Source organism: Deltaproteobacteria bacterium (assembly GCA_023382265.1).
In the GTDB taxonomy this organism is placed as follows: domain Bacteria; phylum JAMCPX01; class JAMCPX01; order JAMCPX01; family JAMCPX01; genus JAMCPX01.
Genome location: JAMCPX010000001.1, coordinates 22,241 through 47,208, shown reverse-complemented (window position 1 = coordinate 47,208; position 24,968 = coordinate 22,241). Strand labels below are relative to the sequence as shown.

The 24,968-nt window shown below is 39.0% G+C and carries 21 protein-coding genes; 6 read left to right on the top strand and 15 right to left on the bottom strand.

Translation table 11 applies throughout. The features are described from left to right. Positions 1-6 precede the first annotated feature (6 nt). The 15 genes from M1381_00230 to M1381_00160 form a co-directional block, all read right to left on the bottom strand. On the bottom strand, positions 7-1,386 hold the full coding sequence (locus M1381_00230; GenBank protein ID MCL4477516.1) for a VWA domain-containing protein: 1,380 nt from the start codon (positions 1,384-1,386) through the stop codon (positions 7-9). Then, the gene (locus M1381_00225; protein MCL4477515.1) at positions 1,365-2,285 is read right to left on the bottom strand and encodes a MoxR family ATPase; all 921 of its coding nucleotides are present in this window, start codon (positions 2,283-2,285) and stop codon (positions 1,365-1,367) included. Before M1381_00225 ends, M1381_00230 begins: the two co-directional genes overlap by 22 nt. 25 nt (positions 2,286-2,310) lie before the next feature. Further along, the gene (locus tag M1381_00220; protein MCL4477514.1) at positions 2,311-3,015 is read right to left on the bottom strand and encodes a nucleoside phosphorylase; all 705 of its coding nucleotides are present in this window, start codon (positions 3,013-3,015) and stop codon (positions 2,311-2,313) included. After that, entirely contained in the window at positions 3,015-4,049 is a 1,035-nt protein-coding gene (locus M1381_00215) for a DnaJ domain-containing protein (GenBank protein ID MCL4477513.1), read from the bottom strand. The genes M1381_00220 and M1381_00215 overlap by 1 nt, the downstream gene beginning before the upstream one ends. 275 nt (positions 4,050-4,324) lie before the next feature. Continuing rightward, positions 4,325-5,287, bottom strand: a complete 963-nt coding sequence (locus M1381_00210; protein MCL4477512.1) for a diguanylate cyclase — start codon at positions 5,285-5,287, stop codon at positions 4,325-4,327. A gap of 162 nt (positions 5,288-5,449) precedes the next feature. Further along, positions 5,450-7,849, bottom strand: a complete 2,400-nt coding sequence (gene cadA / locus M1381_00205; GenBank protein ID MCL4477511.1) for a cadmium-translocating P-type ATPase — start codon at positions 7,847-7,849, stop codon at positions 5,450-5,452. A gap of 33 nt (positions 7,850-7,882) precedes the next feature. Next, complete coding sequence (gene hemG, locus M1381_00200; protein ID MCL4477510.1) at positions 7,883-9,292, bottom strand: protoporphyrinogen oxidase; 1,410 nt, start codon at positions 9,290-9,292, stop codon at positions 7,883-7,885. Then, positions 9,289-10,182, bottom strand: coding sequence for a ferrochelatase (gene hemH / locus M1381_00195; GenBank protein ID MCL4477509.1), 894 nt, complete (start codon positions 10,180-10,182; stop codon positions 9,289-9,291). The genes hemG and hemH overlap by 4 nt, the downstream gene beginning before the upstream one ends. An 80-nt stretch (positions 10,183-10,262) precedes the next feature. Continuing rightward, a complete protein-coding gene (locus tag M1381_00190; protein MCL4477508.1) occupies positions 10,263-12,800 on the bottom strand; it encodes a DEAD/DEAH box helicase family protein in 2,538 nt (845 codons plus the stop codon). Position 12,801: 1 nt separating this feature from the next. Continuing rightward, positions 12,802-13,182 carry a hypothetical protein gene (locus M1381_00185; protein ID MCL4477507.1) on the bottom strand — a complete coding sequence of 127 codons (381 nt, stop codon included), beginning with the start codon at positions 13,180-13,182 and terminating at the stop codon, positions 12,802-12,804. Positions 13,183-13,184: 2 nt separating this feature from the next. Continuing rightward, positions 13,185-13,628 carry a hypothetical protein gene (locus tag M1381_00180; protein MCL4477506.1) on the bottom strand — a complete coding sequence of 148 codons (444 nt, stop codon included), beginning with the start codon at positions 13,626-13,628 and terminating at the stop codon, positions 13,185-13,187. A gap of 3 nt (positions 13,629-13,631) precedes the next feature. Continuing rightward, positions 13,632-14,102 carry a TIR domain-containing protein gene (locus tag M1381_00175; protein ID MCL4477505.1) on the bottom strand — a complete coding sequence of 157 codons (471 nt, stop codon included), beginning with the start codon at positions 14,100-14,102 and terminating at the stop codon, positions 13,632-13,634. Positions 14,103-14,199: 97 nt separating this feature from the next. Continuing rightward, positions 14,200-14,595, bottom strand: coding sequence for a HEPN domain-containing protein (locus M1381_00170; protein ID MCL4477504.1), 396 nt, complete (start codon positions 14,593-14,595; stop codon positions 14,200-14,202). Further along, on the bottom strand, positions 14,592-14,924 hold the full coding sequence (locus tag M1381_00165) for a nucleotidyltransferase domain-containing protein (GenBank protein ID MCL4477503.1): 333 nt from the start codon (positions 14,922-14,924) through the stop codon (positions 14,592-14,594). Before M1381_00165 ends, M1381_00170 begins: the two co-directional genes overlap by 4 nt. Further along, on the bottom strand, positions 14,921-16,954 hold the full coding sequence (locus M1381_00160) for a site-specific DNA-methyltransferase (GenBank protein ID MCL4477502.1): 2,034 nt from the start codon (positions 16,952-16,954) through the stop codon (positions 14,921-14,923). The genes M1381_00165 and M1381_00160 overlap by 4 nt, the downstream gene beginning before the upstream one ends. Before the next feature lie 279 nt (positions 16,955-17,233). Between M1381_00160 and M1381_00155 the strand changes: the two genes are divergently transcribed. The 6 genes from M1381_00155 to M1381_00130 all read left to right on the top strand — a co-directional run bounded on the left by M1381_00155 (position 17,234) and on the right by M1381_00130 (position 24,767). Further along, positions 17,234-18,316, top strand: coding sequence for a phosphotransferase (locus M1381_00155; protein ID MCL4477501.1), 1,083 nt, complete (start codon positions 17,234-17,236; stop codon positions 18,314-18,316). 26 nt (positions 18,317-18,342) lie between these two features. Continuing rightward, on the top strand, positions 18,343-18,870 hold the full coding sequence (gene rsmD, locus M1381_00150) for a 16S rRNA (guanine(966)-N(2))-methyltransferase RsmD (GenBank protein MCL4477500.1): 528 nt from the start codon (positions 18,343-18,345) through the stop codon (positions 18,868-18,870). After that, on the top strand, positions 18,863-19,375 hold the full coding sequence (coaD, locus tag M1381_00145; protein ID MCL4477499.1) for a pantetheine-phosphate adenylyltransferase: 513 nt from the start codon (positions 18,863-18,865) through the stop codon (positions 19,373-19,375). Before rsmD ends, coaD begins: the two co-directional genes overlap by 8 nt. Positions 19,376-19,400: 25 nt before the next feature. After that, entirely contained in the window at positions 19,401-20,588 is a 1,188-nt protein-coding gene (locus M1381_00140) for a pyridoxal phosphate-dependent aminotransferase (GenBank protein ID MCL4477498.1), read from the top strand. Positions 20,589-20,786: 198 nt separating this feature from the next. Continuing rightward, positions 20,787-23,714, top strand: coding sequence for a tetratricopeptide repeat protein (locus M1381_00135; protein ID MCL4477497.1), 2,928 nt, complete (start codon positions 20,787-20,789; stop codon positions 23,712-23,714). Between the two features lie 12 nt (positions 23,715-23,726). Further along, positions 23,727-24,767, top strand: coding sequence for an AAA family ATPase (locus tag M1381_00130; protein ID MCL4477496.1), 1,041 nt, complete (start codon positions 23,727-23,729; stop codon positions 24,765-24,767). Positions 24,768-24,968: the final 201 nt, after the last annotated feature.

The following is a 24,968-nucleotide window of genomic DNA, read 5'->3' as shown; positions in this document are numbered from 1 at the left end:
TAACAGCTATGCTATACTCTCCAATGCCGATATGAGTTCTCTAAGTGTTCTTACGGTAAATATCCTGTCTGTATATTGCATGTATAAGCTCATCTCACTATCACCAAGATACCAGTTATAATTTTCTTCAGGGTTAAACCATATAATCTCTTTTGCCTTTTTTTTTATCATTCCAAGCTCTTCATCCCCGGGATAAAGATGATTTGTCCTGCCATCCCCTACTACGAGTAACCGTGTTTTTGCCGTAACAGTGCCGAAATACTGTTCAACGAATTGTTTAAAAACGCTGCCATAATCGGTGTATGTTCTTGCCTCAGGATACTCTGCAAAAATAGTAGAAATTACCTCGTCGTCGGGTTTTGTCTTGATAAGAGAGGTTATCTCATGAATACTTGAAACAAATATTATCACTTTTACTTTCCTGAACACGTCTTTGACGACGGATAAAAATTGTAAAAAAAACCTTGCATAGTTTCTCATAGAGCTTGATACATCACAAAGAACTATCAGGGGTGATTCGAGTTTCTTAATCCTTTTATAATCAAGGTGGATGATATTATCCATGCCCGTGTTAAGCCTTAGTGTTTTTCTTATTGAAACCTCATTCGTATTTAGGCCGTACTGCCTTTGTCTTAACTTATCTCTGAATCGCAATGCAACCCGCCTCACGAGTACGTTTACCTGTTCGAGTTCTTTTCTTGAAAGAAAAAATAGCGGAATATCCCATAGATCCCTTTGTCCGGATTTTGGCATCGAGGGATGCATAAAACCTGTCATTGAGATTACCTTTGATGCACTGATCAGGAATTCCGAGATATTACGTCTTATAAAGATCACCATACCTTCAATAATGCTTCTTATCTTTGCTATATCCTCAGAACACCATCCATTGAGTTCAAGCACCTTTGTAAGTGCAACAATTTCCTTTTCGGGTTTATTAAGCTCAAGTGCATCTGAAAGCATTGTATACCCTGATCGTATTGCCCTATCATCATACTGTTCATAAAGTTTGCGATAAAGCTGCTCAAGCATCTTATAGAAAAGATCCGGATTTTCGATCCAATCTGCCATCTTTGCTATTGTCGGTGCAGCCTCTTTAAGTATGCCTTGATCTATTTGATCAAACGAAATCGTATCCTTGATCGCATCCCAATTCCCGGATGTCGTAAGAATAAAATCTATCGCATGCCTTATGAGTACTGCCTGATTCATATTCTTGGCCATTATGGGGATAATAACATTTTTAAACTCCTCCGGTGTGTCTGGTTTTATCTGCTTAACTGCAAAAGTTGTTTGTACAAACTCAACAGGCTGGACATGCATACCGAGGTTGTTAAGAAAGGCATAAAGGTTTGTAGTAAATTTTAATGATTCTTTAACTTCCATAATGCTTGAAAAGCCTTATTTTGATCGGAGCTATCTTTGAGAAGACTGCTAAACGCAGATAATGGAATATTGTTTATATCAATATTGGAAGATACCAATGTTTCCGACCAATCAATGATCTCGGAGAGGTTTGGCTGCCTTTTCAAACCCTGTTCCCTGATCAATGCTATAATACCGGAAATGCCTTTTAATAAGTCATCGGATATGTTATCTTTCAATTTTGCCTTTATTATCTCCATCTGCCTTCCCTGATCAGGCGTATCAATGTATAAATAGATGCACCTGCGCCTCAGTTCATCAGAGAGCTCTCTTGCATTATTACTTGTGAGGATAACATAAGGAATTGATTTTGCCTTTATTGTCCCGAGTTCTGGTATGGAAACCTGATAATCACTTAATACTTCAAGCAGTAATGCTTCAAAAGAGGGTTCTGCTTTATCGATCTCGTCTATAAGAAGTACCGCAGGTTCAGAAGATGTTATTGATCTAAGGATAGGCCTTTTTATAAGGAAATCTTCTGAGAAAAATGTACTGTTAAATTCTTTAAGCCTTTTCATGCCCGATGTCAGATCCGGAGCACGTTTTATCAGTTCATCAATCTTATCCTTGAGAAGTTGCGAGTAAAGCAATTGTTTTGAGTATTCCCATTCATACAATGCCTTTGTATCATCGAGTCCTTCATAGCATTGTAGCCTTATAAGCTCCAGACCGAGCGATGCGGCGAGCGCTTTTGCAAGTTCTGTTTTACCAACGCCCGGCTGTCCCTCTACGAGAAGCGGTTTTGAAAGCATATTGGCTATATGGATTGCTGTCGATATGTTTTCATCTGGAATATAACCCACTTTCTTAAGCAATTCTGTAACCTCTTTAGCTGATTTAAACTGCTTTATCCTCTTCATAGGATTTATCCTTTGTTGTTGAATTTTAAGCTACAATTGAATCAAGTGCAATCTCAATCATGATATCCATAGATCTCCTTATCCGCGGCGTATCCATAACCTGCTCTGCATAATTTATATTGCCTGTTGAGAGTAAAACCGCGCCCGTTTTTATGTGTCTTACAATGCCGAGTGCGAAGAGTGCGGAACACTCCATTTCCATTGCAAGAATGCCTTTTGATTCAAGCATCTTTGCATGAGACTTTTCTGAAAAAAATGAGTCCGATGTTACAATTGGACCTGTGTGAAAACTTATGCCCTTTTTATCTGCATTACTCACCAGTTTTTGCATTACATAAAAATCAGGGGATGAGGGAACCTCATGTATGCCGTATACCCGTTTAAACCCAATCATAGAACCGGCACCAGTAGGGATTATCATGTCACCAGGCTTTATGCATTTATTAACCCCACCGCATGTACCTGTCCTTATAATTGTATCGACTCCAAGCCTTTTGAGCTCTTCTACAACTATTGCAGCAGACGGAGCACCCATGCCCGATGTAACAACAGAGATCGTCTTGTTCTTGTATGTACCAGTATACGCGTCGATGCCGCGGTTTGTATTAATGATTTTTACATTTTTAAGAAATACATCGGCTATGTATCTTGATCTGTGCGGATCACCCGGCATAATAACGAGCTTTGACATGTCTTTTGTTTTTATTCTAAGGTGGTAAAGCTTCTTCATTAAAGACCTTTTCTTGGATTATCCCATGATCTAAGTTTGTCCCATTGCTCAAGTAGCAGTCTTTCTTCCTGTGAGAGGTCTTTTGGTATTGCAACATGGATTTTCACATAAAGGTCTCCGGTGCCTGAAGAAGATGGTATGCCTTTATCTTTTAGCTTTAGCATCTGCTCATTTTGTGTACCCGCAGGAATTTTAAGACTTATAGTCCCTCCTGTTGGTGATGGAATGTCTATGCTTTTCCCGAGTGCTGCTTCAAAAGGGTACAGCTTAACATCAAGATACAGATCTTGCTCCTTTGACATAAATGGGTATGGAGGTTTTATCCTTATATTAAGATATATAGAACCTCTTTTACCCGTCCTTGGATCGACACCTCCTTCACCTGATAGTCTGATCTTAGCACCTTGCTTTATGCCTTTTGGGATTTTAACCTCTATTGCTTTGTTTCTCCGGACAGCCCCGGAGCCGCCGCAGTTAGGGCATGGAGACTGACTTGATATGTTTCTGCCTCTATACGCTGCTGTTTTCACCGTATATCCCGTGCCTCCACATGCAGGGCACGTATCATTAAATGGAACATTCAGTACCTGTTTACTTCCGGTTATGGCATCCCTCAGAGTAATCTCTATATCATACTCATGATCTATTTCATAAGAGCGGGCAGCATGCTTTGCGCCAAGCCCGCCGAGGAGATCCTCCATATTATTTATATTCTGTCCGCCAAAGAAGGTCTCAAAAAAATCAGAGAATGTACTGTTCCCGAAATGCTGGGCCCTTGCCCCTGAATATGTGTCCTGACTTGATATCCTTTCCCAATCAGAACCAAGCTGATCATACCTGGATCTTTTTTCGGGCTCACCGAGCACCTGATATGCTTCATTTATCTCTTTAAATTTCTCTTCTGCTTTTTTCTTATCGTTTGGGTTTAGATCCGGGTGATACTGTTTGGCAAGTTTTTTAAAGGCTTTTTTTATGTCGTCCTGTGTTGCATTTCTGCTAACACCAAGCAGTTTATAATAATCTTTATACTCCACGTCGCACCTCTTTTTTTATAAGATTAAAATAATGTATATTTAAAACAGTATCAAGCATTACTTTTTAATGAATGTTTCCTTATATCTCCTATAATCCAATTGCTGTCTTAACTCTTTAAAAACAAAAGCCAAATTTTTATATCTTTGAACAATAGGGCTGTTAAATATATCACCATTTTTATTACCATCTCTTTTCTATATAGATGACGTTCTTGGTTCTATCAGAAGTTTAACCCCATCTATTATTTGATCTATTTTTGCAGGCGGCAACGTGATTATTTTTTAATAAAAGCAACCGGATTGTTTCTGGGTTTTATTTCTTTGTATGTAACAATTTGGTTCCTGCCAAGCCCTTTTGCCTCATACAGTGCATCGTCAACAGCCTTGAGGAGATCATCTGCACTGCTGATCTGATTATTGGGAAGACAGGCGATACCGATAGAAAATGTAATCGTTTTTGTATTATAACAGATATCGGAAAAATCGTGCTCTTTCATATCACTTATGTTTCTGTTCGCAACGGCGAGTGCACCTTTTAAGTCCGTTTCGGGAAGCATTGTAATGAATTCTTCACCCCCGTATCTTGCACATATATCTATCTTTCTAAGATCCGTGTTTAATATACGTGAAACTATTATTAAAACCTTATCACCGACTAAATGCCCGTATGTATCATTTATGTTTTTGAAGTGATCCAGATCAACCATTAATAATGACAATGCCCTTTCATACCTTTTTGCCCTTTCGAATTCCCTTTCATAGGCATTTATAAAATATCTTCTGTTATACAGGCTTGTTAAAGGATCGATATTGGATAGTGTTTCAAGCTTTTCGTTCGCTGATATAAGCTCATCCTGAAGCAACTTTATTCTCAGGTGAGATTTTACCCTTGCAACAAGTTCAGGCGGGTTAAACGGTTTTGTTACATAATCCTGTGCACCTTCCTCGAGAACGTGTATCTTATCATTTAGATCGTCTCTTCCAGTAACAATCAATACAGGAATTTTATCAAACTCCTGGCGTGCCTGTTTTAGTTTAAGGAACTTGAATCCATCAAAATTCGGCATAAAAAGATCACAAATTACTATGTCGGGGGGATGAGAAAGCATCATCTTGAAGCCTTTTATACCATCAGAGGCCTCGTAAAACATATCAAACAGCCCTGTTTCTTCAAGTAGAGCCTTTAACTCCAGCCTTACACTTGCTGAGTCATCTACAATTAAAATACTTCGTAACATTATAAATAAACCTCTATAGGCTAAGTAGCATATTTTATACCACTTATAAAATTTGATAACTACTTATTTTATAATGAGTTTAACGTATGGATATTAAACAAAATCAATAAAATGACGAATTTTGCACACATTTTGTTGAATTTTTGCATAACATGATAATTTTTAATCAATAGTTCTACTTCTAAGACGAAGTGAATTTAACACTACAGATACAGAGCTGAATGCCATTGCAAGTGCTGCAATTGCAGGGTTAAGCAATACATGAAAGAATGGATATAATACACCTGCTGCAATGGGTATTGCTATGGTGTTGTATATTAATGCCCAGAATAGATTTTGTTTAATTGTTCTCATGGTGGCATTTGCAAGCTTTATTGCCTTATGTACCTGAGAAAGTTCACCGCCCACAATAGTTATGTCTGATGCTTCTATTGCAATATCAGTACCGGAGCCAACAGCAATACCGATATCTGCCGATGTAAGTGCGGGTGCATCGTTTATACCATCTCCTACCATTGCAACCCTTGATCCGTTTTGTTGATACATTTTCACAGCGCTTGCCTTGTCTTCGGGCAATATGCCGGCTTTTAAGTCATCTATACCAAGCTTTTGCGCGATTGAATATGCGGTATGGAAGTTATCCCCAGTTATCATTGCAACTTTTATACCGCTTGCCTTCAGCTCAGAGATTGCTTCATAAGCATCATTTTTGGCTATATCCTGCAAAGCTATAATACCGGCAAGCTTTTTATTTATTTCTAATATTACAACCGTTTTTCCCTGTACCGCAAGCTCTTTACCCGTATCATCGGATGGTTTTTTTATGGAGATTAGCCTGTCTTCCATAATGCCGGACACCCCTATACCTGATTGTGATTTAAAATCATCTACCCGTTTTGGCTGTACGCCTCTGTCATTCGCATACCTGACTACTGCCTGTGCAAGGGGATGCTCTGATAATGATTCTATCGATAAGGCGTATGATAGCAGTGTATATTCATCAATACCTACTGGCACAACATCCGTCACAACAGGCTTACCCTGTGTAAGTGTTCCTGTCTTATCAAAGATTACGGTGCTAATATTATAAGCCTTTTCAAGTCGGTCCCCGCCTTTTATAAGTATGCCTTGCTGTGCCCCTTTGCCAATGCCAACCATAACGGCAGTTGGCGTGGCTAAGCCTAGTGCGCAGGGGCACGCTATAATTAAGACGGATATGAGGTTTGTTAGTGCAAGGGATATCGAGTTTTGAGAAGATAATACATACCATGAAATGCCTGTTAAGATAGACATGCTTATTACAACAGGAACAAAATAGCTTGAGATTTTATCTGCCAATCTTTCGATGGGTGCTTTAGAGCCCTGAGCCTCTGAGACCATCCTTATGATCTGTGATAGGGCAGTATCGGTACCTATCTTTGAAGTTTTCATAACAAAGCTGCCGGACGTGTTAATAGTGCCTGCAAATACAGCAGCATCCTTATTTTTTTCTACAGGCATGCTCTCGCCTGTAAGCATGGATTCATCAACAGTAGAGCTTCCGTCTACTATAACACCATCGACCGGAATACTATCTCCGGGTTTTACTCTTAGCAGGTCATCCATGTTAACTTTATCCACAAGTACTTCTATATCTTGATTATCCCTTATAAGCCTTGCTGTTTTTGGTTTTAACGCCATGAGAGCCTTTATAGCACCGGTAGTTTTACCTTTTGAATATGCCTCAAGTAATCTGCCGAGTAATATGAGTGCTATGATCCATGCTGTCGTATCAAAATATACATACCTTTGTGAACCGGCTGATGCGGGGAAAAATGTGACAAACGCACTGTATGCATAAGCAACCGATGTACCAAGAGCTATGAGTGTATCCATATTTGATGAAAAGTGTTTTGCCTCTGCATAAGCACCCCTGAAGAATTGTTCACCCCCCCAGAATAGAACAGGGGTTGTCAGAATAAGCATCGTATAGTTTATCAGTGTATCATAAACAGATGGAATCTTATTGAAGACCGGGATCATTTCTCTCATGCCGAGCGTCATGGTGATAATGGCAATTAGAAAACTGAATATAAATTTCAACTTTAGTGTATTAAAGGCTTTATGCCTTATTTCTTCTTCTTTATCATTCCCGTTCTCACCCTCTGTCTGGATCAACTTATACGCACCAGCTGATTCAACAGCCGCTTTAAAATCATCCATATCAAGAAGTCCTGGATCGTATTTTACAATAGCTTTTTCGGTACCAAAGTTTACATTTGCAAGACTTACACCATTAAGATTTGACAGGGATTTTTCTAACTTTAAAACACAGGATGCACATGACATTCCCTCAACCGGCAACACAACCGTTTTAATAATACCGGTTGGTTTTCTATCTTTATGCAGCGGGATCTTTACATCTGCATTGCGAGGTTTTAAAAAAAATTCCGGGTCCGACTTAAATCTTTTGATACATGACTCCGAACAAAAGTAATATGTTTTACCTTCGTAATCATAAGAACCTGCGGATGTTTCTTCATCTACAGTCATTTCACAAACTGGATCTATATGCTCTGACATAACCCTACCTTTACTCCCAAAAAAACACTGCGGTCAAAACAAATCCTTAAACGCATCCTCCGATGCCTTATACCCGCTTTTTATGCAGTCACTTATACCAATACCGTGATACGCACTGCCGCTTAAGTAAATACGCCTGAGATTGGATGTGTATTGCTCTATACTTTTTACCTTTTCCTCGTGTCCTATTGTATACTGCGGCATTGCCTTATCCCACCTGTAGATACGGGTCAATATTGGTTTTGCTTCTATACCCATAATGTCTTTTAGATCTGTTTGAATGAGTTTTAAAAGTTCATGGTCCGGTTTGAAAACTATCCCGTCATTCCCGGCACCTCCCACAAAACATCTTATAAGCACTGTATTTGCAGGTGCCCTGTAAGAAAATTTTGAACTCGTCCACGTACCGGCCATGATGTTTCTTTTTTCTTTTCTTGGAACAACAAAACCAAAACCGTTTAACGGATGATTAAAATCATACCTGCTGTAGGCAAGAGATACTGTTGCTGTCGACACGTATGGTATTGATATGAGGAGCTCCGATAATTCTTTATTCAGGTTTCTTAGCAGCAAGCCTGCTGAGTAAGCTGGTGCTGCAATGATAACGGCATCCGCGTAAATAATTTTTCCATCTGATAATTTTACGCCGTAATTGCCATGGTTGTCGGTTTCAATATCCTGTGCATAAACTCCAGTTTGTATTGTCACGCCTTTCATCTGTTCATAAAGTTTATCAATGATTTCTTTAAGACCCGTTTGCATTGTCATAAACATTGAAATGGATTTATTGCCGGAATGTTTTTGCATCATCTTTCGTGCCTTTAACATGCCAAGGATCAGGCTTCTATACCTTTTTTCCATCTCTATGAATCTTGGAAAACTGCTTCTAACACTCATCGTATCCGGCTCTCCCGCATGAATCCCAGCAACAAGCGGTTCTGCGAGCCTGTCCAGTGCTTCTTTCCCAAATCTTCTGATCGTAAATTCCGAGAGGCTTTCATCAATACCGTCTTTCCGTCCCGGAACAAACAGCTCCATGCCCATTCTTAATTTACCTTTTAAAGAGAACAGAGAGCTTGTAGCGAATGAAGTAAATCGCGTGGGTATCATAAGTATAACGCCTTCCGGCAGCTTATGAAGTCTGTCCTTCCACAGGACAAAAGTGCCCTGATTATTATTGTTTGTCCCTATGAGTCTGTCCGATATGCCGAGTTCTTTCACAAGTTTTAATGCATCAGGTTTTTCAGTATAGAAACAATCAGGCCCGCCTTCTATAACAAATTCGTTCGTTCTTTCCGTCAGTATCGTTCCGCCTATGCGATTCCCTTTTTCAACAATTACTATATCAAGGCCGGCACCTGTGCTCTCCTCATACTTACTCAGCCTGAACGCGGATGCAAGACCTGAAATACCCGCACCTATTATCACAATATTTTTTTTCATATTTTTATTACCACATCCTTCAGTGCCTGAATAAACAGCTCTGCTGTGTTCAGTGACGGCGTTCGTACGAAGTTCAAGCCGAGTGAACCGGCATAGTGCTTGTAAACGATATCGATATCATACAGTGTTTCCACGTGATCCGACACAAAGCCGTAAGGCACGACAACAATATTTTTTTTATTATTCCGTGCGCACCTGTCCATAACATCTTTCACATCCGGTCCGAGCCAGTCTCCGCCGGTCATCCCCCTGCTCTGGAATGCAAGGGCATATGCAGGTAAAGATATGTCTTCCAAAATCAATTTCAATGTCTGCTCGAGTTGTTCCACATAGCCGTCTGCCGCTGCAGTCGCAACAGGGAGGCTGTGGGCGCTGAAAATGATAAACGGGTTGTCAATGTCCTTTACGGTAACCGAGATGGTTTGCTCCACGGCTTTAATAAAAAGCGGGTTGGTATGGTAGCTTTTTATAATCTTGACCTGCACGTCTGTCCCTGCGAGGGACTGTTCAAGCCTCTGCAGATACTTCCCCGTGCTTGCACTGTTGTAATAAGGGGATAACGGCAAAGCAATAAGGTCATGGATACCCAGCGAAACGATCTGCTTCACAGCATAGTCTATGGAAGGCTCCGTATATCTCATGCCCGTAAAGACCCGGTAGAAAGGACCGGATTGATGTAATGCGGCTTCAAGGCCTTTGGCCTGCATCGCGGTTATAGACTTCAGGGGCGAACCGCCGCCGATCAACCGGTACCGTTCTTTGACCGCCTCTATCTGCCGGTCCGGCACCTGCCTGCCTTCCATAAGTGCCTTTAAAAAAGGCTCAACCTCATCCATGGACTGCGGTCCGCCGAACGCAAGCAGGAGTACTGCTTTTAAGTTATTATTCATAATTATCGCAACGAACTATAAATCTTCCTTATTAGTTTTTATAATAAATGGACAGGTATGTTTTATTCGATATCTTATTCTTATTTCTTAACTGTATCCACAAGTTCGCTAAGATTCTGAAAATTATACTTCTCAAAATCTTGCTGATTAACCCGTACGAATGACCATTTTTCTTTGGTTAAGTTGGTTGCATCCTCGCACCATATTTTAATCCTTTTATCTTTATGCTCAACATCAATGTCTATTAACCCCTTTGTTTCAACTATTATGTGTTTATCCTTATCGTTTACCGCTACAAAATCAGGATGATAATTCCTAAGATTCCCTTTAGAATCCCTGTACTCTACAAAGAAAGGGATTTTGTAAACAATCTTGGCAAAAGCTTTTACATCTTCTGCTTTATCTAAAAATTTGGCAAAATCTACCTCAAAATCGTTGTCGCATGGAACATAGTTGAAAATGCATCTATCTGCAGGGAATATTAATTTTGTCCATGGAAAAGGTGCCGTAGCAGATATTTTTATAATATCACTTTGTTCTGGTTCTCTTTCAGTAAACCTCAGCTCGTGAAATGCATTTACAAATAACTGCATGAGCTTCTCTTGCACCTCTGGAGAACTCAAATTATAAAGTACTCTTGGGTCAGCGAAATTAATCTTCTCGTTGAATAATTTCTCTGATACATACTTTTTTACTAATGGATAAAAACTATCAAAGGCACCGCCGATTTTTAGCTCTTTCAATATCCTGTCTGTGTAATAAGCAATCACACTCTTGGGATCTCGAGGGACAGGGAGTTCCCATTTCCTATTTATAACTTCTCTGCCATTGAGCATATCTACAGCGATATATTCTGTCTCGAGGATCTTATTCTCTAAAGGAATTGCCAATGCAGGCAGACTATCAACTGCTGCATCATCCAGATAGAACTCTCTTATGATCATTCTCCGGCTCAAGATTGGTATTTCAATATTTTTATCCAGCTTGTTTTCATCTACAAATATTGTGGTCAGATTAAGTGGTTTTCCTGCATCGAATTCGTTAAACTTTATGCCTTCTTGTTTTTCCAATTCTTCAAGAATATCTGTTAATCCTGCAGGGCCAATGACTTCGAGTACATTTATGGATTTGTCCACATTTGCATCTTCTTCGGGAAACATCTTTCTCAGACCTCTTCCGATGACCTGTTCCGGTAAAACTTCTCGCTTAGAGCCATACGGTCTTAAACCCACAATAACATTGACGTTCCTCACGTCCCAGCCTTCATTGAGCATCATTGTGCTTATTATCACTTCATAGGGGCTTTTTTCAGGATCATCTATGTTTTTTGCAAATTCCCTTGCCTGCGGCAGATCCTTCTTTGTCACTTCTCCTGTACTATCCGTATGTATCAATAATACTTTGTCTTTTAGGTCCCTAAGAGAGTTTACATACTCAAACACCTCATCAGCTTCCTCGTTCTCGGAACATTGGAAAAACAAAACAGGCCTTTTAGATAGCGGACTCAATGCCTTTTTATATTCTCTCCATCTTTTTATACCGGCATCTATCCATGCCCTGTATCTTTCAACGCTCTTTTTAGAAGCAATCTCTTTTGCGTTCTTGAGCACTCCTTTTAATGGCCGTTTTACAATATTCATTTCAATGGCTTCTTTCAGTGAGAAGTCGGAAATGATCCACGGGAATAGAGCACCATTTTCATTCTTAGGGGTTGCAGAAAAGTCAAGTTCCATATTTACACCTTGAGCGAATTGAGATTTAAGACTTTTGTGAAGCTCTATAAGAATTTGTTTCCATTTCTTCTCAAAGCTATAGATATGGTGCGCTTCATCTTTCAGTATTGCTATGTTCGGGCAGGATGTAAGGACTTCTTTTATCCTGTTTTCCTGATAAATATCATTTACATTGTAAACCTCTTGCAATTCCATAACCTGATTTACATATATTGAAACTTCCTCTCTTGTATTTTTCCTTTCTTGCAACTGCTGAATGTTCGTTAAGAATAAAACCGATTCGGGAATAACATGGATAGGGTCTTCTTTGAGAATTACTTCCAGATCGAATCCCTCCATCCATTCAGTAGGGATGATCGGCAGTTCTCTGAATATTTTTCCACTTTTAAAATCCCTTGTAAGCCTGTCATAGATGATATTTTTCTCTCCGGCTATCAGCAAAAACTTAGATGTGTAGTCGTCTTTGTTTTCTTTTTTATGATTAAAATACTGCCATAGAATGCTCAAGGCCATTACGTATGTTTTCCCTGAGCCGGTTGCCATCTTAAAGGCATAGAGAGGGTATTGATCGTTAGAAGGATCGTAACCATATATTTGTCCTGAACCGAAATCTTTTGCCATGTCTATGAAGTTTATTTTCTTCATGACTTCATAAACGTAGATAAGCGTTTCAATCGCCTCACGCTGGCAAAACCATAACTGATACGGCTCATCGTTCAGAAGATGATCTTCTTGAAACCAGAACTGCAAAAGCCTTTTTGTCGTTGGTGTAGCAGCTTGATAGCCTTGCTGCCTCCACGCAAACACAGCCTTGCGAAGCTCGTTTACCAGATATGCCTTGCTTGGCTGTCTATTGTTGGGATGCAGAAGTTCAGTGGGATTCATTTTAATTTGCACCAATCTGATGTAATACTGCCAGAGTCTGTCTACATATAGATAATGCTATCTGCACTCTTTTCACGTCTATATTTGATGAATTTTCATAATCTGCATCTTTTCGCTCATTTAATAAACGGTGTAAATTCTTAGCTATCTTCTTTCTTCTCCAATCCTGTGATTTCTGATATTCTTCACGCACATATTTATGCGAATCAGCTTTAGGGATTGAGTTGCCTTGACGGATGAGAAAATTTCTTGCCGTACAATACACTCCGTAATATCCCCGGCTAATTGATGAGCGCAGACAGGCTTCCTGCAAATGGTTGTTCGTTTTATAAGAAGCAAGCTCGTCAGCCAAATCTACATACAGTTTCCAGTTAAAACTCATGTTCATCTCACCATTATTTCAAGAATGTTGCTGATGTTATCGTCTATAGTCAGCCACCATTCATCATCTAATTGATCCAATAGCTTTAAAGATTCCTCAGGAGGTAATTGGGTGTTTATAATAATAAAAAAACCTGCGTAGTCTTCTTCTGGATCATGATACAGTTCGAGATTCAGAGCAACATTACCGAAGATTTGCTTGATGTGGTCAGGGGCTTTGAAAAGAACTTCATAAACATAAGGATGTTCATGGATAAAAGACACCACTGAATTAGGTACCTCGATTGTATAAAGCTGAGAAAGGTAGGCAAATTGAAAATCATCATATTCAATTGAAGCTTCTATTTCTGAGAAAATATCTGCATATTCTGATTCCTTTAAGATGCGGGTATATTGTTCCTGTTGCTCTTTGACAGAATATATCTTCGTAATATCTAATGTTTGCATAATTTATTGCCCTTTTAAACCTTTTAAGAATAAAAGAACTAACCCTCCGATTACAAGCCCTTTTAGCAAGGACTGTGCCTGTTTGTCGTTTACCAGCATCTGAATTTTATTGCTGACCAGTGCAAGTGTAGCAATTGGATTTGCACGATCTATCCTGATCAGATCAAAACCTTGAGCAATTGCAATTTCAGCATCGGCAACGATTAACAAAGGCTTTAAAACCTGTTTAGCATAGGCAATTTCTTGATTCAGCCATGCCAAATGCTGCCCATAACTGCTTGCTATTGCAACAACATAATCGGCATCTTTAATCTGTCCGGTGATCCGGTTTGGCAGGACTTCGGCCGACGGGTTCCATGCGCGATCAGGTATCAGCGGCACTGCCTGTCTCTGTGCAGCAGCGTCAGCAACACCATTTACAAACGCCAATTCCTGTGGCGCAACACTATGACTTATAAATATCTTGGCAATCATTAGATAATTCTAACCTCTTTTATTTTAATTCAGTTTTTAAGAACCTCAATTATGTTTATCCATCTCTGCTTTTAATTTTTTCGCCCTCTGCCCTATTTCAAAGCTCGTATCCTTTTATTCTTAAATACTTTTTTACTGTATCAATAAACTCCTCAGTTTGTTTGATTAGTGTGGCAGCTTTTTCTTCGCTAACTGAGCCTATTGGGCCATAGTCTCCTGTTTGTCGTATATCAAAGGCATCAGAAATACTTCTATGAAGAGTGGAAGAGATTAGCCCAGTTTTAACGAATTCTTTGCCAAAAGCTGATATAACGGCCTTATGCTTGGAAAACGAGAGGTCTTTTGTCAATAGGATTGCCTCTGCTGTATAAAACATAGCATAATAAGAACGGCTGGAAGCAAAGTCGGGATGTCCAGCCTTTAATAAATGATTTGCAGCATCAAGACTTTCTTCAGCTTTTTTGATCAGGTCTGAAATTTCCTCAACTCTCATAAAACAACCCCCTCATGTTTTGCATTGAGGATTACGGGCAATTTTCTGGTTTTGTATTCCTCTTCCTTGAGCGGAATTATGGATATCAAGGTATCGTATTTTAGGTCCAGTTCCCATATCTCATTAAAATATTTTTCTCGTTCATTCATGGGATCTTTCATGTCCTTTAAAAGGATCATAAGGTCTATATCAGAGCCATTGGTAAAATCACCACGAGCGTAAGAGCCATAGAGGATAATTTTTTTTAGGTTCTCACCATAGACTTTTTTAAGTATCTTTTGTACCTCATGGAGAATTATTTTTATATCTTGCGGAAGTTTTTTTCTCATTTTATCTTTACCTTCATCACTTTATTCGTGTCGTTACCGAATACGTCTACGACCTTGACCATGATCTGGTACTCTCCGTTTGAATCGTACTTGTGCTCTGCTTGATAGTCTACCTTTGGGTTCTTTTTGACCCTGAAGCTCTGCCACTGGTTATGGAAGGTGTCGCCTTTGTAATCCCAGTCAACCGCCCAGTAGTCTATCAGTCCTCTGGAATCCTTTATCTTACTTGCAATCTCTGCAAGTTCCGCTGTCGGAGGCAACTGAAAGTCCGTAATCATAAGCGTTACATTGCTTGCTTTTATCTTGGTTTCTATCTCGAGATACGCTACCTCTGCAAATTTCACATGCTTTAAAAGCGCTTTCTCAACCACTTCATCCGGCACTTTCAATAATTGCAAGTCAAAACCCACAAGGGCTGATTTTATCTCATTCACAGAAGGTATTTGGACAAGCGTTAAATCAACTCCATTCTTCTTTGCCAGATTTTTTGCAAGTTCATTTACATCATAAGCCCATTCCCAGCCGAGCACATCTGCTTTATTGAAATTATTAGACCTGCATTCGATTACGACCTTCTCAAGCTCTTCCATAGTAACAGGAGCATTCAAAGGCCCGACATGAATTGCCCTGTTTCCTTTTTTTCCATGAAGGTATCTGAATCCAGTTGAAGGCTCTGCTTGATAGAGCTTGAGCATAAAGGTAAGGTATTCATCCTGCTTCTCTTGCCAATAAACAGTTTCATAATTGCCTATATTCCAGAGCTCAAATGGGCGGGATGGTTTGCCGTATTTTCCTTCCGACTCTTCTTGTAATTCTTTTGAATTATGGATATCCAAAAGTCTTTTCCTCGTTACCTGTATGGCGAACTTGGAAAGGTCTGAACCAATCCAGCGCCTGCCAAGCTTCTCAGCCGTTGCTAGTGTTGTACCTGAGCCGCAGAAAAAATCAGCAACAATATCGCCTGGGTTAGAGGAAGCAAGGACAATACGTTGCAATAAGGTTTCGGGCTTTTGTGTGTCAAAATCTAACCGTTCTATTGCTTGTGAATTTATAGGTGCTATATCTGTCCATACATCTTCAAGTGGATTGCCCTGTACTTCATCAAGATATCGTTTCAATCGTGGTGTACCCCTTGAAGTAAAAACAATTAAATTTTCTTCCATTGCTGTCTCTATCTTCTCCTGTGACCATATCCAATGTTTACCTACCGGGGGCTCAAGTGTTTTATTTCCGAATTTACGGGCTGGCCCTGGTCCTTTTTGCGTAAAATCACACAATTGATATCGCCTTCCAGAGTTTTCATCAACATAAGTATAATGTTGTTCTAATCGCTCTTTCGCATGTGGAATTCGAAGGTTATTAAAAACAAAGCCATAGTTCCGACTATACAAAAAAATTGAATCATGGACTATTCCAAATCCTTTAGATTGCCCTTTAGATGCTCTAACTTTTTGCCATATAACTTCATTGATAAACGTATCTGGTCCAAAGATCTCGTCCATCATAACCTTGACATAATGTCCTACATGCCAATCAAGGTGCACATAGATAGAGCCGTTTTCGGAGAGCAGTTCCCTCATCAAAACCAGGCGCTCGTACATGTATTTGAGGTATGAGGCGATACCATCACTCCATGTATCTCTATAAGCCCGTTCTTCAATAATAGACGGCTCTTTTTCTATCTCTTCATCGCCGAGCTTAGTTTTTACGGTAAAATCCGAACGAGTAAAGAACGGTGGGTCAATATAAATGAGGTTTACCTTCCCTGCCCAGCCTTGCTTTATGAGCGATGACATCACAAGTTTATTATCTCCCCAGATGAGAAGGTTCTTCCAGTCTTTAGGATAATTTTGAGGGTAATCATTTTTACTAAAAAGCCCGCCGGACATATCCTTTGCCCTTGGTTCATTGATTGTTTCTACGACCTGAAACGGCAGATTCGGCTTTTCTATAGGCGTCTTTTCGCCTTTCTCATATTTATCATATTTCTCCGCCCAGAGCAGTTCCACATATTTTTTATTATCCGCCATATTTTTCCTTTAAGCTACAACCAACCCTCATTGATGTAATTTTTTAAATAGTATCACAAGGTAGTCATAAATTAAAGCCAATCGTGTAACAGTTCTATTTGTATTATGATGGACTGCACCTATCCGTTTAATTGCCCGTATTTCAGATCAGGGCAGGAACAAGATTGATGGAGTCTACCGTGCACCGGGTACGCGGAATCCGGTGTCCGTCTCGGCGTTAAGCAAGCAGGTTTTCCTATTGCAATTTTTTTGGTAACACATTATTAAATAGACAATGCTATGGATGGTATAATTAAAGACATAGAGCTTTTATTCAAAGAGTCTAAAATCGGTTCTGTTGTGTCCATAAATAAACTTTTAGGTGATGCATCTAACAGAAGCTATTATAGATGCAGTACGGATAAAAATAAGAGCTACATAGTGATGGTTAATGCAGTGACCGATAAAGCTATCGTATCCGAGGAGATCGCACAGCATTCAAAAGGTTTTGCAGAACTACCTTTCATAAATATTCATAAGTATCTTTTGCAATGGCATGTAAATGTGCCCTCCATTTATTATACGAACAAATCAAATAGTATGCTGATCCTTCAGGACCTCGGGAATACCATGCTTGGTGATATCGTCAATAAAGATGGCTCATCCGCCGAATTGTACAAAAATGCAATAGATATGATGCGGAAGTTCCAGGTAAAAGAAAGCAATGTCCCGGATGGCTGCTATGCAAGATCTAACAGATTTAATAGCAATCTTTACGAGTTTGAGTTTAATCATTTTATAGAATATGAGATTGAAAAGGCAGGCGTAGAGCTGCCTCCAAATATCATGGCTAAGTTAAAGAGACTTTTTCACGGGCTTTCAGTGCTTTTTGAAAGATACTCAAACACATTTGTTCACAGAGATTATCATTCAAGGAACCTCATGTATTTTCATAAGAAAATTTACACGATAGATTTCCAGGACGCATTGATAGGTCCGCCGCACTATGACCTAGCATCATTATTGAGAGATGCGTATGTTGAGCTTACTGATGATGCTGTAGATGAGATGGTTGATTACTATGTTTACAAAAATGCTTATGCGCATAGCGGCTTTAAAGATATTTTCACACTCATAAGCATCCAGCGAATGTTGAAGGCTGCGGGTAGATTCAGATATATAAAAATTGTAAAAGGAAACGATAGGTTTATGAAATATATCCCGCAATTGCTGGAACGGATAAAAAGGCTGTCCATATCGTATAAATCGGATCCATCTCTTGATGTTATTGCAGAGACTATAGACATCGTCCGGAATTCTGATCGCCGCCGCTCAAATGAGGAGGATAAACTTGAAATGGAAGAGGCTTTACCACGAAAATAATAGCCGGACAATATAAGAGCAGGGGAATAAAGACTTTAAAGGATGATTCTATAAGGCCCACGTCTTCAAAGGTAAGAGAGGCTTTTTTTGATATCATAGGACATAGTATAGAAGATGCAATATTTCTTGATCTGTTTGCAGGAACGGGTGCAATGGGTATAGAAGCATTAAGTAGAGGTGCGGGTTTTGTATGGTTTGTGGAAAAAGCAGAAAGGGCAGTAACATTATTGTCTAAAAACCTTGCAATGGCAGACAACAATTTATATACAGTTATGAAAAAGGATGCTTTTGATGCCATTGATCATATTAAGAATAAAGGCATCAATGTTGATATAGTTTATATTGATCCACCTTATGCCGAGAAAGATGTGTATGGAAATATTTTAATGAAGTTGCTGAACAGTAACATTATGAATAAAAGCTATATAATCGGTATTGAGCACGCCGGGTATAACGAAGAATCTATAAAGGATACCGTCGGAAGTCATACAATAAAAACCTATAAGTATGGAGATAGCCGTATAACAATGATGAGAGGCAATAGGAATGGCTAAAATAGCAGTATACCCGGGTTCTTTTGACCCGATCACCTTTGGACACATAAATATTGTTGAACGCGGATTGGAGATATTTGATAATATTATTATTGCAGTTGCAGGTAATTCATCCGGGAAAAAACCTTTCTTTTCATCAGAGGAGCGTATAGATATAATCAAAAAGCTCTTTAAAAAAGAAAAGCGTGTAACAACCGAGCCGTTTAATGGCCTGCTCATTAATTATGTCAAGGCAAAAAAAGCAGAAGTTATATTGAAAGGATTAAGATCTGTCACCGATTTTGAATATGAGCTTCAAATGGCTCTCGCCAATAAGAATTTGAGTGGAAATATAGAAACAGTTTTTATGATGACGGAGGATAAGTATTCTTTTATAAGCTCAACGATCATAAAGGAAATTCTATCACTCGGAGGATCGGTAAAGGGACTTGCCCCGGATGTTGTTGTTCAAGAATTTAATAAAAAAATGAAAGAGCGGAAATCGGATATAGTTTCATGGGAATAAAAATTATACAAATAAAGGAGGATATATGTTATCTGAAAGGGCTAAAGCAATAAAGCCGTCGGCTACATTAGCTATTGATACAAAGGCAAAAGAGTTAAAATCACAGGGCATCGATGTTGTTGGTTTTGGGGCAGGTGAGCCTGATTTTGATACCCCTGAGAATATAAAAGAAGCAGCTATAGATGCAATCAAAAAGGGGTTCACGAAGTATATGCCTGTTGATGGTATCCCGGAGCTAAAGGATGCTGTTATAGAAAAATTTAAGCGTGACAATGGACTTGAATACACAAGAGATGAGATCATAGTATCTGTTGGTGCAAAGCACGCATTGTTCAATATAGCACTTGCTATGATCAATACCGGGGATGAGGTTATAATCCCTACGCCATACTGGGTTTCTTACCCTGAAATGTTCGGTGTTGCTGGCGGCATCCCTGTATTTGTGAAAACAAAAGAAGAAGAAAATTTTGCATTAAAACCGGAGGCGGTAGAAAAAGCGATAACAAAAAAGACAAAAATTCTATTAATAAACAGCCCCGGTAATCCATCGGGTGCTGTTTATCCAAAGAAGGATCTTGAAGCAATCGCAGAGGTGGTAAAAAAACATAATATTTTTGTCGTTACGGATGATATATATGAAAAGCTTATCTATGACGGAGAGAAATTTTCTACAATTGCTCAGGCAAAAGACATGAAATCAAGGACTCTACTCGTTCACGGTGTATCCAAGACTTATGCTATGACAGGATGGCGGATTGGTTTTACCGCTGGTCCAAAAGAAATCATCAAGGCAATGAAGAATATTCAGAGCCAGAGCACATCCAACCCAACATCTATTGCAATGAAAGCAAGTGCAGAGGCATTGAGAGGCCCGCAAGATTCTGTTGGCAAGATGGTTAACGAATTCGATAAAAGAAGAAAATATCTCGTGGACGGATTAAACAAGATAAAAGGTATAAAATGTATTACACCGAAGGGCGCATTTTATGCGTTCCCTAATATAAGTGCCTTGTATGGTAAGAAATTTAAAGGCACGATTATAAAAGATTCTTTTGATTTTGCTGATTTTTTGCTTAATCAGGTAAAGGTTGCCGTTGTTCCAGGTGCACCATTCGGAGCAGAAGAAAATATAAGGCTATCATATGCCACATCCCTTGATACTATTAAAAAAGGGCTTGAACGTATAGAACAAGCAGTCAGTATGTTAGAGTGAGGATATCAGGGACAGACGCGATAGTCTGTCCCTGATCAAGGATTGCAGATCGGATGCACTAGTCCTTATTACTTTCTAAGGGGACACTTATTTCTCTGATTTTTCAACTTTATAACTTTTATTGATGCTTGCACAGGTTTGACAATTACCGACATGTAAGTTATATCTATTATTGGAACGATTCGATAAGGAGACTTGTTGGCTGCTTTAGATAAAAATAAATTATTGGATAGCGCAAATAAATTTATAGCCAAGAATCAGTTTGATAAAGCTATAAAAGATTTGCAAAGGATTCTTGAGGCTGATCCTAAAAATAATCAGGTTGCCTTAAAGATTGCGGAACTATTCTTAAAATTGGAACAAAAAGAAGAGGCTGTAAAGTACTATGATTTTGCAGCCAATCTATTTAAGCAAAACGGCTTTTACGATAAGGCTATAGCTGTTTATCGACAGGTCATGAGTATAAATCCGACACTCCCCACAATTTATATGAAACTTGCGGAGTTGTTTACCAAGAAAAATCTTGGTGCGGATGCAATGTCACACTATAAAACCGCAATTGCGCTATACGAGAAAGAGGGTAAAATAACAGAGGCCTTACAGATTCTTCAGAGATTAACGGAAATTGAGCCGTCAAATCTTGCAGGCAAGATGAAGCTATCAGAGCTGTACATTAAAAACGGAATGAAAGATAAAGCGTACACGGAACTTTCAAATATCGCACAAAAATTAATAGAAGCTAAAAAAGTAATAGATCTGATAACCGTGTATGAGAAAATGTTGATTGTTAAGCCCGGTGAAATAAGTGTGTTAAAACAATTGATAAAACTTTACCTTAAAAGAGGTGATTATCAGAAAGTACTTCTAAAGGTAAAGGAAATTATAAACTTAAGTAAATCCGATTCAGAAGTACTCCTCGCCCTTGCAAAGGCTTATGCAGCATTAGAAAAGTATCCACTTGCTATCAACGCGTACAAAGAAGTTGCAAAGCTTTATACAAAGGAAGGCTTAAAAAATGAAGCGGTGGATATATATAAAAAGGTCTTGGAACTTGATCCTTCTGATGAACAAGCTCTCCAGACTGTTATTGGAAGCAGCCTGCCCAAAAACTCATCTCCGGAAGCGGATACAGAGATACACGCAGAGCCTATTGAATCAAGAGAACCCCTAAAACCCGCTGCAGACAATTTGATAAAACAAGCGGATGATATTAAGCAAAAAAAAGTTACTGAGGATACAGAAAAAGGCAGCGGAACATCTTTATCCGGCGAAGATATAGAGAAATTTTTTTCCGAGGCTCAGGTGTACAAGCGTTATGGTTTAAACGCAAAGGCAATAGAAAAATTAAATCAAATCCTTACAATAAGTTCTGGTAATAGAATAGCACTTATAGAACTTTTTGAACTCTACATACAGGGAAAAAAGTTTATAGAAGCATCCGGAATTGCGGAAAAACTTTATAATGTCTTTATTAATGATGGAGATATAGATAAAGCAGAGGAGTATGTAAGAAGGGCCCTTGAAAACGACCCTGAAAATGATCTATTAAGGGCACTGGCAGGATTTAGTTCACCATCAGGAAAAGAAGACGGATCAGAAAAGACAAAAGTTGAAAAGGTCAATCCGGGTACAGAAGATATCGAGATTGAAAGATCTACTCAAACACAGAAAGAGCTAAAAATTAAAGAGGAGACTGCTCAACAGATATCAAAGGAGCAGAAACAATCATCCTCTGTTGAATCAAAAGATATTAATACCGATATAGAATTTGAAGTAGAAATCGATCATAATGAAGCACCTGTAAAACAAATGGAAGATATCGCTAATCGGATTGAAAATAATATGAACGAACAATCTATCCATGCTTCAGAACAGCCGCAGCATCTTATCGAAGAATCACTTCCCATACCCGAAGAGATCGAATTTACGCCTGAGTTTAGCGATATACATCAGGAACAAAAAACAGCCGGGGATAATAAACCTGGAGAAGAAGTCGATTTTAATTTTTCAGAAGATGAGCTTAAAGAAATAGGAGCTGTAAGTTCTGCCGATATCGTTAACTTAAAAGAGCCGGAAGTTGGAAGTGATGCATTAGATCATGGATCAAATATAGATATCCTTGATTCATTAGATGAGGCAGAATTTTATAGACAGCAAGGGCTGTTAACCGAGGCCAAACATATACTTGAAAAAATCATGACTGCGTATCCGAATGAAGAACGCTCTAAGGCTATGTATAATGATATCATTGACAAAGAAAAAACCGTTCCAGAAGAGCAAACTGTTATAGAGGAAGGAGAGCCTTTTATAGGGTACGAAGCCCGGCATGTTGTTTCCGTGTCTTCTTCTGATGAGCTTTTTGATCTGGCGCAAGCACTTGAGAACGAATTATCTCAAACTGCTGCATCATCGGAAGAGCCGGCTGCCATAAAAGAGGAAGAGCAGCAGGTGAGTGTGGAAGAGGTACTCGAAGCCTTTAAAAGAGGTGTAGAAAAAACGGTTGATAAGGAAGACGCAGAAACACATTACAACCTTGGTATTGCGTATAAAGAAATGGGATTAATAGATGAAGCTATAAATGAGTTTAACATTGCCATCGGCTCGCCGCAAAAGAAGGCGGATGGACTTATTATGCTCGGCATGAGTTATATGGGTAAAGGTTTGCCCGGGAAGGCAATAGATGCTTATCTACAGGCGTTAGATACAAAAGGCGGGGTATCCCCTGAGAATAAAGGATTGATTTATGAGCTTGCACTTGCCTATGAGGCTTATGGTGATATGAAAAGCGCTTACAAGAGTTATGAAGATGTAAGTAAAATGGATGAAAGTTTCAGAGATGCAAAAGAAAAGCTGAATAAATTGTCAGAATTTGTAAAAGTTGATCAAATCGATTTACATGAAAATGACAAAGAACAAAAAAAAGAAGTTTTTACACTGGAATCGATCATGAAACCGGAAACCCTATCGGAAGATCACATAATGCCGGACAGCGGTACTAATAATGAACCGATACAGCAATACAATCCTTTACCGGATAAGAGTACAAAAATAGAAGAATCCGGGGTTATACAAAATAAGAAAGAAGATAATATAAAACAAACAAAGAAAAAGGTATCCTATATTTGATAAAGGAATAATATGAATTATTTAGAATTTTACAAGTTAAAAGAAGAACCTTTTTCAAGTGCTCCAGATATTAAGTTTTATTATAATAGTGCACAGCATTCAAAAGCACTTGTGAGGCTTATGTATACGGTTGATAGCATGAAAGGGCTTGCTATTCTTATAGGAGATATCGGTACTGGTAAAACGACTCTTGCAAGACGTATGTTGGACAGCCTTCCGGAAGAGGAGTATGAATCTGCGCTGCTTGTTATTATTCATTCAGGAATAACGGCAGACTGGTTACTAAAAAAAATCTCGATGCAGCTCGGAGTTTCAGCTCCTTCCGATAATAAGATTACATTATTGTCCCAGCTTTACGAAAGATTGTCGCAGCTATACGAACAGAAAAGAAAAGCCGTTGTTCTAATTGATGAAGCACAGATGCTGAAAAATAAAGAGATGATGGAGGAATTCAGGGGATTATTGAATCTTGAGGCGTCCGATAGAAAACTCATAACCTTTGTTTTTTTTGGATTACCCGAGATAGAGGAAAATCTTAAACTCGATGAACCCCTTTCCCAGCGGGTTGCACTGAGATACAAATTGGAATCATTTAATTATGAGTCTACAGAGGCATACATAAAACACAGGCTATCACTTGCAGGCTCAAAGGATTCCATATTCGCAGACGATACTGTGGTAAAAATACATACATACTCACAGGGCATACCGAGGATGATAAACATTATTTCATCGAATGCTTTATTCGAGGGTTTTTTGCTAAAAGCCAAACAAATCGATAGTAAAATTATTGATGCTGTCGCATCAGACCTTGGTTTAAATAAGGGAGAAAAGGATAAAAAGTTTACAGCTGAAGATATTAAGGAGCAGATTGATTACGCAGAGAAACCTAAAATCACAGAGCAGCAGGGACAGTCTAAAGCAAGGATAGACAAGCCTCAGCCTTCCGAACCTCCGCCATCCGCTAAAGCTGCACCATCTGGACCAAAAACAGAAAAACCTGAAGAAGTGGACGAAATAGACTCCATACTTAGTAAACTTGAAAAAGGTTGATAACCCTGTGTCCCGCAAATCCTTCGGCTATGTTTCGTAGACGTAAAGAAAATTGTTTTGTCAAGCGGCGAACTCACAGGATTCTCCATTATATTTTATGGTTAACATGAAAGTATAGATGATAACCCTCTGATCAACCCATCATAAGGATAAAATCGATGATAAGATTTTGTAATCTGCTTGCCTTATCTGTAGCTATTT

Coding starts and splice junctions, on each gene's coding strand:
- cadA (MCL4477511.1), bottom strand. CDS start 7,849: ATGTCAGAGCATATAGATCCAGTTTGTGAAATGACTGTAGATGAAGAA.
- M1381_00130 (MCL4477496.1), top strand. CDS start 23,727: ATGAATTATTTAGAATTTTACAAGTTAAAAGAAGAACCTTTTTCAAGT.
- M1381_00210 (MCL4477512.1), bottom strand. CDS start 5,287: ATGTTACGAAGTATTTTAATTGTAGATGACTCAGCAAGTGTAAGGCTG.
- M1381_00185 (MCL4477507.1), bottom strand. CDS start 13,182: ATGAGTTTTAACTGGAAACTGTATGTAGATTTGGCTGACGAGCTTGCT.
- M1381_00225 (MCL4477515.1), bottom strand. CDS start 2,285: ATGAAGAGGATAAAGCAGTTTAAATCAGCTAAAGAGGTTACAGAATTG.
- coaD (MCL4477499.1), top strand. CDS start 18,863: ATGGCTAAAATAGCAGTATACCCGGGTTCTTTTGACCCGATCACCTTT.
- M1381_00160 (MCL4477502.1), bottom strand. CDS start 16,954: ATGGCGGATAATAAAAAATATGTGGAACTGCTCTGGGCGGAGAAATAT.
- M1381_00155 (MCL4477501.1), top strand. CDS start 17,234: ATGGATGGTATAATTAAAGACATAGAGCTTTTATTCAAAGAGTCTAAA.
- M1381_00165 (MCL4477503.1), bottom strand. CDS start 14,924: ATGAGAAAAAAACTTCCGCAAGATATAAAAATAATTCTCCATGAGGTA.
- M1381_00170 (MCL4477504.1), bottom strand. CDS start 14,595: ATGAGAGTTGAGGAAATTTCAGACCTGATCAAAAAAGCTGAAGAAAGT.
- hemH (MCL4477509.1), bottom strand. CDS start 10,182: ATGAATAATAACTTAAAAGCAGTACTCCTGCTTGCGTTCGGCGGACCG.
- M1381_00190 (MCL4477508.1), bottom strand. CDS start 12,800: ATGAATCCCACTGAACTTCTGCATCCCAACAATAGACAGCCAAGCAAG.
- M1381_00175 (MCL4477505.1), bottom strand. CDS start 14,102: ATGATTGCCAAGATATTTATAAGTCATAGTGTTGCGCCACAGGAATTG.
- M1381_00220 (MCL4477514.1), bottom strand. CDS start 3,015: ATGAAGAAGCTTTACCACCTTAGAATAAAAACAAAAGACATGTCAAAG.
- M1381_00180 (MCL4477506.1), bottom strand. CDS start 13,628: ATGCAAACATTAGATATTACGAAGATATATTCTGTCAAAGAGCAACAG.
- hemG (MCL4477510.1), bottom strand. CDS start 9,292: ATGAAAAAAAATATTGTGATAATAGGTGCGGGTATTTCAGGTCTTGCA.
- M1381_00140 (MCL4477498.1), top strand. CDS start 19,401: ATGTTATCTGAAAGGGCTAAAGCAATAAAGCCGTCGGCTACATTAGCT.
- M1381_00230 (MCL4477516.1), bottom strand. CDS start 1,386: ATGGAAGTTAAAGAATCATTAAAATTTACTACAAACCTTTATGCCTTT.